Source organism: Xanthomonas sp. NCPPB 3570, assembly GCF_056725115.1.
In genome coordinates this window covers 175,001-186,570 of record NZ_CM161513.1, presented here as the reverse complement: position 1 = coordinate 186,570, position 11,570 = coordinate 175,001, and the positions used below count along the sequence as shown (strand labels likewise).

The following is an 11,570-nucleotide window of genomic DNA, read 5'->3' as shown; positions in this document are numbered from 1 at the left end:
GCTCCCCTTCCGCTCACGCAGACCCGCTTTTCCGATTCCCCATTCCCCATTCGCGATTCCCAGCCCTATGAGCCGCAAACACGCCTTCCAGTTCCTCGACCTGCCGCGGCAGATGCCGCAGCGCATCCCGGTGGAACTGCGTACCTCCGGCGACTGGAACGAGCTGTACGGCAAGTTCGACAAGGCCGATGCGCAGTACCAGGCCGGGCGCTGCCTGGATTGCGGCAACCCGTACTGCAGCTGGAAGTGTCCGGTGCACAACGCCATCCCGCAGTGGCTGCAGCTGGTGCAGGAAAACCGCATCGAAGAGGCCGCAGCGCTGTGCCACAGCACCAACCCGCTGCCGGAAGTGTGCGGCCGGGTGTGCCCGCAGGATCGGCTGTGCGAAGGCAGTTGCACGCTGGAGGAATTCGGCGCGGTCACCATCGGCGCGGTCGAGAAGTACATCGTCGATACCGCGCTCAACAACGGCTGGCGCCCGGACCTGAGCCAGGTCGAGCCCACCGGCAAGCGCGTGGCGGTGATCGGCGCCGGCCCGGCCGGGCTGAGCTGCGCCGACCGCCTGGCCCGCGCCGGCATCCAGGCGGTGGTGTACGACCGCTACGAGCAGATCGGCGGGCTGCTGCAGTTCGGCATCCCCAGCTTCAAGCTGGACAAGAGCGTGATCGGCAAGCGCCGCGAGGTGCTCGAAGGCATGGGCGTGCAGTTCCGGCTGGGTGTGGAGATCGGCCGCGACGTGAGCCTGGAGCAGTTGCTCGAGGAGTACGACGCGGTGTTCCTGGGCACCGGCGCCTACCGCTACACCGATGGCGGCCTGCCTGGCCAGGATCTGCCCGGCGTGCTGCCGGCGTTGCCGTTCCTGGTGCAGAACAGCCGCATCGTCGGCGGCAACGATCCCTGGGGCCGGCCGATCGCCGGCTGGGAAGACAAGATCGCGCTGCCCGACCTGAGCGGCAAGCGCGTGGTCGTGCTCGGCGGCGGCGACACCGGCATGGATTGCGTGCGCAGCGCGATCCGCCTCGGTGCGGCCAAGGTCACCTGCGCCTACCGCCGCGACGAGGCCAACATGCCCGGCTCGGCGCGCGAGGTGGCCAATGCGCGCGAGGAAGGCGTGCGCTTCCTGTTCAACCGCCAGCCGCTGGCGGTGGAAGCCGATGCCGCCGGCAACCTGGTCGGCGTGCGCGTGGTGCAGACCCGTCTGGGCGAGCCGGATGCGCGCGGGCGCCAGGCCGCGGTGCCGGTGGAAGGCAGCGAATCGCTGCTGGACGCGGACGTGGTGATCATCGCCTTCGGCTTCTCGCCGAGCGTGCCGGAGTGGCTGGCGGCGCAGGGCGTGGAAGGCACCGCCAACGGCCGCATCCTCGCCGGCGGCGGCGAGTCCGACGGCAGCGGCCGCCTGCCGTACCAGACCACCAACCCGAAGCTGTTCGCCGGGGGCGACGCCGTGCGCGGCGCCGACCTGGTGGTGACCGCCGTGGCCGAAGGCCGCGATGCCGCGGCCAGCATCGCCGAATGGATCGGCAACCGCCTGCCGGTGACGACCCAGGCAGCCGCCTGAGCTCCCCGCCCGGACTTCGACAGAAGTCGGGCGTTCGGGACGACGGCGACGGCAAACCTTGCGGGATCGGCGGAAGCGGCCGAAGGCGGCATCCTCGATCCCGTACGCCAGCACGCGCCGGGAACAGGCTGCGCGCAGCGTCGCTGGCGTGACGAACACCCCGCTCTGCCATCGCTGCACGCCCGGGCAGGCGGTCATCGCGACCGCGGTCACGCCGCCACTGCCAGTTGCACCACGCGTGCGCTGTGATGCCGGCTGGCGTCCGCGCACGGCCTGTCTGTTCCAGGTGAATGCCCGGCTAACACGGGTGCGTCCAAGCTGGCGGTCATGGGGGCGATCCTTGCACGCTTGCGCCTGCCGTCCGCACCCCCGAGCGGGCGGCGCTCCCCCTTCACTCCAGGAAGCTCCCCCATGTCGCTTTCCTCGTCGTGTTCCCCGCGCTGGCGTTCCCTGCCGCTGGCGCTGCTGCTCGCCACCGTCGCCTGCAACGCCGCCGCCGAAGGCCGCAGCGTGCTCAAGTACGCCGGCGTCAACCTGTCCGGCGCCGAGTTCAACTCCGGCAAGAAGCCCGGCGTGCTCTACAAGGACTACACCTACCCGACCGCCAGCGACTACAGCTACTTCGCCAGCAAGGGCATGAACACCATCCGCCTGCCGTTCCTGTGGGAACGCCTGCAGCCCACCGCCAAGGGCGAGTTCGACCCGGCGCAACTGGCGCTGTTGAAGAAGGCGGTGGAGCAGGCCAAGGCCAACCGCCTGTACCTGATCCTGGATCCGCACAACTACGCCAAGTACAACGGCGCGCTGGTCGGCAGCGAGGGCGCCCCCGACGACGTGTTCGCCGATCTGTGGCGGCGCCTGGCCAAGGAGTTCAAGGGCGACGACAACGTCATCTTCGGGCTGATGAACGAGCCCAACGCGGTGTCCTCGACCGACTGGGCCAGTGCGGCGCAGGCGGCGATCGATGCCATCCGCAAGGCCGGCGCCAACAACCTGATCCTGGTGCCGGGCACCGCCTACACCGGCGCACACAGCTGGCGAAGCACCGCCTACGGCACGCCGAACGCGGTTGCCCTGCAGCCGCTGAAGGATCCGCGCAACCGCATGGCGTTCGAAGCGCACCAGTACCTGGACCGCGACAACAGCGGCACCAAGGGCGAGTGCGTTAGCGCCACCGCCGGCGCCGAGAAGCTGGCCGGATTCGTCAGCTGGTTGCGCGAGAACAAGAAGGTCGGCTTCATCGGCGAGTTCGCCACCGCGAATACGCCCACCTGCAATGAGGCGCTGGAGAACATGCTCAGCTACATGCAGAAGAACGACGACGTGATCCTGGGCTGGACCTGGTGGGCGGCCGGCGCGTGGTGGAAGCCCGACTATCCGTTCAACGTGCAACCCGGCAAGGACGGCAGCGAGAAGCCGCAGATGGAAATCCTGTCCAAGTACGCGCGCCAGATCACCGGCAAGAAGTGAGCCGCCGTTGCCGGCGCTGCATGCCGGCAACGCCTTGCGCATCCCCGCACCGCGTCGTGCAGCATCAGCGACCCACACACCAGGCACAGCGCATGCAGCGCGATCCAGTACCGGATCGCGTTGCCAATCGCCGCACAGATCCATGCATGCGCACCTGCGACGTATCGCCCTGACCTCGGCAATGCACTACGGTGTCCGCACACCGTTGTCATCAGCCCGGCTGCTCTCTCTGCATCGGCCGGGTTCCCCCTCTGATGCCGAAGGAGATCCAGCATGATCGCGCGCATCTTGCGGCGGCGGTCGCGGCACGCCTGGCGTGCCGCCCTGCTGCTGTGCCTGTCCGTTCCGCTCGTCCCGTTGCACGCGCAGCAAGCGCTGCGTCTTGCCGGCGTCAACCTGTCCGGCGCCGAGATCGCGCCGTCGAAGATCCCCGGCGTGGTCGGTGTCGACTACACCTATCCGCGCAGCAGCGACTACACCTATTTCGCCGGCAAGGGCATGAACCTGCTGCGCCTGCCGGTGCGCTGGGAACGCCTGCAGCCGCAACCGCAAGGGCCGCTGGACGCCGCGCAACTGGCGTTGCTCGACGACGCCGTGCAGCAGGCCAAGGCGCAGGGCATGTACGTGATCGTGGACATCCACAACTACGCGCGCTACGACGGCCGCCTCGTCGGCAGCACCGGCCTGCCGGTCGCCGCCTTCGTCGACCTGTGGCAGCGTCTGGCGAGCGCCTACGGCAGCGACAATGCGGTGGTGTTCGGGCTGATGAACGAGCCCAACGGCATCACGCCGGCCGCATGGGCCGCCGCCGCACAGGCCGCGGTCGACGCGATCCGCGCCACCGGCGCCAGCAACCTGATCCTGGTGCCGGGCGCGCTGTGGACCGGCGCGCATAGCTGGTACACCCCGGTGGGCGGCACCTCGAACGCCAGCGCGCTGGCCGCGCTGCACGACCCGCTGCAGCGCATGGCGATCGAAGTGCATCAATACCTCGATGCCGATTCCAGCGGCACCAGCCCGGTCTGCGTCAGCGACGACATCGGCGTCGAACGCCTGCGTGCGTTCACCGGATGGTTGCAGGAGACCGGCCACCTCGGCTTCCTCGGCGAATTCGCCGCCGCCGACAATCCGGTGTGCCGCCGCGCGCTCGATGGCATGCTCGCCGACATCGCCCAGCACCCGACGCTGTGGCTAGGCTGGAGCTATTGGGCAGGCGGCGCCTGGTGGCGCGCCGACTATCCGTTCAATGTGGAGCCCGACGCCGACGGCCACGACCGTCCGCAGATGGCGATCCTCGCGCCCTGGGCGCAGCGCATCACGCGCTGAGCGCGACCGACGCCGCAAGAGTGACGAACGCGCACAACGCGGTGCGCGCGAACGCATGACGTGCGACGTGCAATGCGTCGCACATTTCCCACGACGACGATCGCTCTGGCATGGCGATTGCAGCGTTGTGCACGGCCGCGCACGCCGCATCGCGGTGGCGCCTGCCGCTCTTCCCCACGAAGGATCCGCCATGCCACGCATGACCCGTGTTTCCCGTTCCCCGCAGTGGCGGCAGCGCGCCGCGCTGTGCCTGCTCCTGGCCGCCTGCGCGCCGTTCGCCCACGCGCAGCAGACGCTGCGCTACGCCGGCATCAACCTGGCCGGCGCCGAATTCAACTCCGCGAAAAAGCCAGGCGTGCTGTTCAAGGACTACGTGTATCCCACCGACGCCGACTATGCGTACACCGCGGCGCAGGGCATGAACATCGTGCGCCTGCCGTTCCTGTGGGAACGGCTGCAGCCGCAGGCCGGCGGGCCGCTCGATGCGGCACAACTCGACGCCCTGCGCACCGCCGTCGAACGCGCCAAGCGCTACGACCTGCAACTGATCCTCGACGTGCACAACTACGCCAAGTACGACGGCGTACGCATCGGCGGCGACGCGGTGCCGGCGGCGGCGCTGGCCGATCTGTGGCGGCGCCTGGCGTTGGTGTTCGGCAACGACGGCAGCGTGGTGTTCGGGCTGATGAACGAACCCAATGGCCTCGCCTCCGGCGACTGGGCCGCCATCGCGCAGGCAGCGATCGACGCGATCCGCGGCACCGGTGCCGACAACCTGATCCTGGTGCCCGGCACCGCCTTCAGCGGCGCGCACAGTTGGAACAGCACCTGGTACGGCGTGTCCAACGCGCAGGGATTGCTGACGGTCCACGACCCGGCCGCCAACCTGGCGTTCGAGGTGCACCAGTATCTGGATGCCGACTCCTCCGGCACCAGTGCCGCCTGCGTCAGCACCAGCATCGGCGCGGAACGCCTGCAAGCGTTCACCCAATGGCTGCGCGCCAATGGCTATCGCGGCTTCCTCGGCGAGTTCGGCGGCAGCAGCGACCCCACCTGCCTGGCCGCGCTGGACACCATGCTCGGCTACGTCCACGACAATGGCGACGTCTGGCTGGGCTGGACCGCCTGGGCCGGCGGCGCGTGGTGGCGCAGCGACTACGCGTTCAACCTGCAGCCGGACAAGAGCGGTGCCGACAAGCCGCAGATGGACGTACTGGCGGTGCGCGCCCAGCAAGTCACGCAGTGACTGCAGCAACGCCGGGTCCGCAGCGGCGGCCCGGCGATCGCGGCGATTGAGTCGACACCGCCATCGGGCGCAGACTGTCGCACCTTTCCCGTACGGATCGACGCATGCGCCTGGGCCTGGCCGCCAACCGACTGCACCACCAGGGCAAGGATGCCGCGCTGTTCCGCTGGCTGCGCGCCAGCGAAGCCGGTATCCGCGAATTGCAGCTCGGCCTGCACGCGGTCGGCCGTACCCACGAAGCGATCGTTCGTGCCGGCCTGCTGGCCGGCCATGCCGGCCTCAGGCGCTACCCATTCGGCCGCGAGGGCGGACTGATGAAGCTGGTGGCCGAGGTCGTGGGCCTGGAAGGCGCCGAGCGGACCCTGGACGGTGCCATCTACCTGATCGATCCGGTCGACCCGTCCTCGATCTTCCCCGAGGCGATCGCGCTCAAGCGCCAGTGCGTGATCCACGGCAAGCCGTTCATTTCCACCGTGGCCAGCGCCCGCGACTGGGTCGAGATGGAGCGCATCCACGCCGCGTTGTCACCGGATCCCGGCGCCGACGATCTCTATACGCTGCCGCGGCAGACCCTGGCGCTGATCGCCCACGATGCGATGAAGCCGCAGATGCTGGCCTTCGCCAGCGAACATTTCGACCTGCTGTCGCGCTTCGCCGAGCGCGTGGCCACCGGCACCACCGGTCAGCGGCTCAACGAACTGGCCTGGAGCCGCGGCTGGCCGCAGGGCCAGGACTGGGTGCACCGCTACCAGAGCGGTCCGATGGGCGGCGACGCGCAGATCGCCGATCGCGTCCTGGAACGGCGCTGCCACCGCGCGATCTTCTTCGAGGATCCACACGTCGCGCGTCAGCACGAGGCCGACATCCAGTTGCTGGAACGCGCGGTCACCACGGTCACCGACAGCGCCGTGTGCATCACCTCGCCGGCGATCGCCGCGCGCTGGGCGCAGGCCGCCGAACGCCGGCTCGGATCGGCCTGAGGTTCGACGGTCCCGCGCGCTCGCGTCGCGCGTTGACCGTCTGCAGGACACGCCGCGACGCAGCGGTGTCGTGCGTGACCATGCGCACAGTCACACGCCGATCGCCAACACTGCCGCGCCTGTCCAGATCCCAGGGGGGATCCCATGTTGCGTTTCACCCTGCGCCTGTTGCTGCTCGGCGCGGCAATGCTGTGCGCGTCACCGGCCGCGTCCGCACAACCGGCCGAACGCCTGCGCGTGCACGGCTCCAACAGCCTCGGCGCGCGGCTGATGCCGGCGCTGGTGGAATCCTGGCTGCAGAGCATGGGCTACCGGCAACTGCAGCGGCATCGCGTCGATGCGACGACGCTGGAGATCGCCGCGGTCCGCGACGAGGCGCCGCTGGTGGTGGAGATCGCCGGCACCGGCGCGGCCGCCGGCTTCGCCGACCTGGTGCATGGCGACGCCGAACTGGCGATGCTGGCGCGCCAGCCCGATGCGCACGAACGCGAGGCCGCCTGGCAGCTCGGCGACCTGGGGTCGCCGGACCAGCAGTTCGTCGTCGCCCTGGATGGCGCGCGGGTGCTGGTCGCCGCCGACAACCCCATCGCCGCGCTGAGCGTCGCGCAACTGCGCGACATCCTCAGCGGCCGGACGACGCGCTGGTCGCAACTCGGCGGCGCGGACCTGCCGATCGCGCTGCACCGCAGTGCCATTCCCGGCGGTCTCGACGACTTCCTGCGCGAACGCCTGGCGCTGCCGGCACTGCGCACGCCGGGGAACGTCCTGCATGCCGACCTGGCCGAGGCGGCACGCGCCGTCGCCGGCCATCCCGACGCCTTGGCGGTCGTCGGCCTGACCACGCCGGTGCCGGCCGGGACGCGCGCACTGGCCATCGCCGACGGCGGTATCGCCGTGCTCCCGACCGACGCCGCCGTGCGCGGCGAGGACTATCCGCTGGTCCAGCGCTACAGCCTGTACGGCGGCCAGATGATGTCGGCGCTCGGCCGCAGCCTGGCGCTGTACGCGATCGGCCCGCAGGCGCAACGGGTGGTGCGCCGACTCGGCCCGATCGCCATGACGATCGACGTCGACCCGGCCACACCGCACGGCGCCACCGCCGCGACCCGCGCGGACGGCACCTATGTCCAGGCCAGCGCCGGTGCCCGGCGCCTGACCACCACGCTGCGTTTCAGCCTGCAGTCGCTCAATGGCATGTACGAAGCGCGCAGCGCACAGGATCTCGACCGGCTGGTCGCCTTCATGCAACAGCCGGCGATGCACGGCCGCGCCCTGGCGGTGATCGGCTTCGCCACACCGGACAGCGCCAACCGCCTGTACCCGACCATCGCCAGCAACGACCGCGCCGACGTGGTCGCCGCCTACCTGGTGCAACGCGGTGTCGCAGTGGAACGGGTACGCGGTCTCGGCGCACTGCGTCCGCTGATCGGCGGTGAGGACGCGGCGGCCAAGGCGCGCAACGAACGCGTCGAAGTGTGGCTGCTGGATCGGGCGCGATAGGACAGCCGGAGCGTGGTTGCGGCCGGTTAGGTACGACGTCGCTCGACCGCTCATCCCCTCCGGAACCTTTCCCCGAAAAGCAAGCCGTGGTCCCGAGAGGAGAAGGAAACGCCAAAGCCCCTCTCCCGTCGGGAGAGGGGTTGGGGTGAGGGTACGGAGCGCCCTCGCCGGCGGAAGATGGGAGGTCAGCGCGTTGTCAGGCATTGGCAGCCGCGCGCGCGTGACGCCGCGCTGGCGCCGATACGACCCGTCGCCATCCGCGCACCGGCGAGCGCATGCTGGCGACCGTGCTCCCGGACTCGGGCCATCCGGCGTTCACCGCATCGCGCCTACAGTCGCCCGACACCCTCGCCAGCGCTTCCGGAGATCGCCATGCTTCGCTCATCGCACGCCGTTCTCGGCGTGATGCTTGCCGGACTCGTGCTGACCCACAGCACGCCCGCCGCCGCGGTACAACGGCTGTGGCCGACCGCGGAGCAATGGCAACGGCTGCATGCGTCGGCCGCCACCGATCCGGCCTGGCGGCAGGTCGAGGCAGCGCAGGCCCGACTGGCCGATGCGGCACGCGCGCAGGGCGCACATCCGCTCGACACCCTGAGCACCGGCGGTCGCCTGCGCGGCGATCCAGTGAAGGCGGCAACCGAAACCAGCCTGGGCGACATGCCGCGCATCCAGGCGCTGGCGCTGCGCTACGCCCTGGACGGCGAGCGCGCCGACGCGCTGGCCGCCGGCGACCAACTCGCGCAATGGGCCGCGCGCAATGTGCCCAACGGCAATCCGATCGACGAGACCGGGCTGGAACCGGCGATCTTCGCGTACCGCATCGTGCGCCCAACGCTGCCGGACGCACAACGCCACGCCATCGACGCGTGGATGCGCAAGATCGCCGATGCCGAAATCGGCTCGCGCGACCTCAAGCGCAAGACCGCCACCAACAACTGGCACAGCCACCGGCTGAAGACCGTGGGCATGATCGGCGCCGCGCTCGACGATCAGCGCTTGCTGGACTACGCCCGCACCGGCTTTCGCCAGCAGATCGCCGACAACCTGCTGCCCGACGGCCGCAGCATCGATTTCGTCGAACGCGATGCGCTGTCCTATCACGTCTACGACCTGCGTCCGCTGGTGACGCTGGCACTGCTGTTCTCCGAACGCGGCGAGGATCTGTACCACTGGCGCGCACCGAACGGCGCATCGCTGGCACGCAGCGTCGACTGGCTGCTGCCGTATGTGCGGGGCGATCGCAGCCACGCCGAATTCGTCGGCAGCCAGGTACCGTTCGACAAGGCACGCTCGGCCAATGGCGAAGCGGGTCATGTGATCGGCGCACCTTACGCGGCCGAAGGCGCGGTGCCGCTGCTGGTGCTTGCAGCGGCCTACGACCCTGCTTGCGCGCAACTGGCACAGCAACTCGGACACGGGACGCCACCCTGGCGCCTGGCGATCAGCACGTTGCCCGATTCACCGCGCTAGCTCCCGTCGACTCCGCCGGCATCGGAATGCCGGTGCTCAGCCACGCATCACGTAGGGTCCGCGACGCGACAGGTCTCGATGCGAGCCATCGCACATCTCATCGCGCGGCACAGCGGCGCGGGAGATGGTCGCGCGGTTTGGCCTCATCCGCCCTGCGGTGCACCTCTCCCGGATAAGGGGGGCCGGTCCCGACGGGAGAAGGGAGAACCGAGCCCCTCTCCCGCCGGGAGAGGGGTTGGGGTGAGGGTACGGCGCGCAGCGCCTCGCCGATCCGTCATTGCGAGGCTTCGCCAGCTCCTTCATCCAGCCCTCTTCCCCCGCAAAGGGGGCCGGTCCCGACGGGAGAAGGGAGAACCGCGCCCCTCTCCCCCCGGGAGAGGGGTTGGGGTGAGGGTGCGGCGCGCGCAGCGCCTCGCCGATCCGTCATTGCGAGGCTTCGCCCGCATCCTCATCCGCCCCTTCGGGGCACCTTCCCCCAAGAAGGGGGCCATGGTCCCGACGGGAGAAGAGAGAACGAGGTTTCGCCCGTCCCCGCTCGCCTGCGCGCGTCGGATCGTTTTTCCGCGCGCAATAAAAAATCCCCGTCCATTCGGACGGGGATTTGGGGTAAAGCCCCTGGCGATGACCTACTCTCGCATGGCTTGAGCCACACTACCATCGGCGCAGCTGCGTTTCACTTCCGAGTTCGGGATGGGATCGGGTGGTTCCACAGCGCTAATTTCACCAGGGAGACGGTTGGAGTGTCGCCGTGCGGTCGATCGGTCGTGTGACCGAGGACGGCAGGCGCCAGCCTCTCATGGGGTGTGATGTAGCGAGCGAGTGAGAGCGATCGACGTGTGTCGCGCTAAGGGATGCTTCGAGGAAGCATCTTGAGGTTATATGGTCAAGCCGCACGGATCATTAGTATCAGTTAGCTCAATGCATTGCTGCACTTACACACCTGACCTATCAACCACGTAGTCTACATGGTTCCTTTAGGGGACTTGTGTCCCGGGAGATCTCATCTTGAGGCGCGCTTCCCGCTTAGATGCTTTCAGCGGTTATCGCTTCCGAACATAGCTACCCGGCAATGCCACTGGCGTGACAACCGGAACACCAGAGGTTCGTCCACTCCGGTCCTCTCGTACTAGGAGCAGCCCCTCTCAAATCTCCAACGCCCATGGCAGATAGGGACCGAACTGTCTCACGACGTTCTGAACCCAGCTCGCGTACCACTTTAAATGGCGAACAGCCATACCCTTGGGACCGACTACAGCCCCAGGATGTGATGAGCCGACATCGAGGTGCCAAACACCGCCGTCGATATGAACTCTTGGGCGGTATCAGCCTGTTATCCCCGGAGTACCTTTTATCCGTTGAGCGATGGCCCTTCCATACAGAACCACCGGATCACTAAGACCTACTTTCGTACCTGCTTGATCCGTCGATCTTGCAGTCAAGCACGCTTATGCCTTTGCACACAGTGCGCGATGTCCGACCGCGCTGAGCGTACCTTCGTGCTCCTCCGTTACTCTTTAGGAGGAGACCGCCCCAGTCAAACTACCCACCATACACGGTCCCCGATCCGGATTACGGACCTAGGTTAGAACGTCAAGCACGACAGGGTGGTATTTCAAGGATGGCTCCACTGCAGCTAGCGCCACAGTTTCATAGCCTCCCACCTATCCTACACAGACGAACTCAACGTTCAGTGTAAAGCTATAGTAAAGGTTCACGGGGTCTTTCCGTCTTGCCACGGGAACGCTGCATCTTCACAGCGATTTCAATTTCACTGAGTCTCGGGTGGAGACAGCGCCGCTGTCGTTACGCCATTCGTGCAGGTCGGAACTTACCCGACAAGGAATTTCGCTACCTTAGGACCGTTATAGTTACGGCCGCCGTTTACTGGGGCTTCGATCAAGAGCTTCGCCTTGCGGCTGACCCCATCAATTAACCTTCCAGCACCGGGCAGGCGTCACACCCTATACGTCCACTTTCGTGTTTGCAGAGTGCTGTGTTTTTGATAAACAGTCGCAGC

Annotated in this window: 7 protein-coding genes and 2 rRNA genes (1 of these 9 cut by a window edge); 7 read left to right on the top strand and 2 right to left on the bottom strand. The window is 68.0% G+C overall.

All coding sequences use genetic code 11. The annotated features are described in order from the left end of the window. The first annotated feature begins 67 nt into the window (after positions 1 to 67). The 7 genes from AC1PLR_RS00820 (at position 68) to AC1PLR_RS00790 (ending at position 9,553) form a co-directional block, all read left to right on the top strand. Positions 68 to 1,558, top strand: a complete 1,491-nt coding sequence (locus tag AC1PLR_RS00820; RefSeq protein ID WP_019799606.1) for an FAD-dependent oxidoreductase — start codon at positions 68 to 70, stop codon at positions 1,556 to 1,558. A 411-nt stretch (positions 1,559 to 1,969) separates the two neighbouring features. Next, on the top strand, positions 1,970 to 3,028 hold the full coding sequence (locus AC1PLR_RS00815; protein WP_481102347.1) for a glycoside hydrolase family 5 protein: 1,059 nt from the start codon (positions 1,970 to 1,972) through the stop codon (positions 3,026 to 3,028). Between the two features lie 273 nt (positions 3,029 to 3,301). After that, the gene (locus AC1PLR_RS00810; RefSeq protein WP_481102346.1) at positions 3,302 to 4,354 is read left to right on the top strand and encodes a glycoside hydrolase family 5 protein; all 1,053 of its coding nucleotides are present in this window, start codon (positions 3,302 to 3,304) and stop codon (positions 4,352 to 4,354) included. Positions 4,355 to 4,544: 190 nt separating this feature from the next. Beyond that, complete coding sequence (locus AC1PLR_RS00805; protein WP_481102345.1) at positions 4,545 to 5,600, top strand: glycoside hydrolase family 5 protein; 1,056 nt, start codon at positions 4,545 to 4,547, stop codon at positions 5,598 to 5,600. Between the two features lie 104 nt (positions 5,601 to 5,704). Further along, complete coding sequence (locus AC1PLR_RS00800) at positions 5,705 to 6,580, top strand: methylglyoxal synthase (protein ID WP_481102344.1); 876 nt, start codon at positions 5,705 to 5,707, stop codon at positions 6,578 to 6,580. A 144-nt stretch (positions 6,581 to 6,724) separates the two neighbouring features. Next, complete coding sequence (locus tag AC1PLR_RS00795) at positions 6,725 to 8,080, top strand: substrate-binding domain-containing protein (RefSeq protein WP_481102343.1); 1,356 nt, start codon at positions 6,725 to 6,727, stop codon at positions 8,078 to 8,080. 372 nt (positions 8,081 to 8,452) lie between these two features. Then, on the top strand, positions 8,453 to 9,553 hold the full coding sequence (locus tag AC1PLR_RS00790; protein ID WP_481102342.1) for an alginate lyase family protein: 1,101 nt from the start codon (positions 8,453 to 8,455) through the stop codon (positions 9,551 to 9,553). A gap of 613 nt (positions 9,554 to 10,166) precedes the next feature. On the opposite strand, the gene rrf is transcribed toward AC1PLR_RS00790, so the two are convergent. Then, positions 10,167 to 10,281: ribosomal RNA gene (gene rrf / locus AC1PLR_RS00785) — 5S ribosomal RNA — on the bottom strand. A 151-nt stretch (positions 10,282 to 10,432) separates the two neighbouring features. Beyond that, positions 10,433 to 11,570 (bottom strand): 23S ribosomal RNA (locus AC1PLR_RS00780); it runs 1,742 nt beyond the window's last position.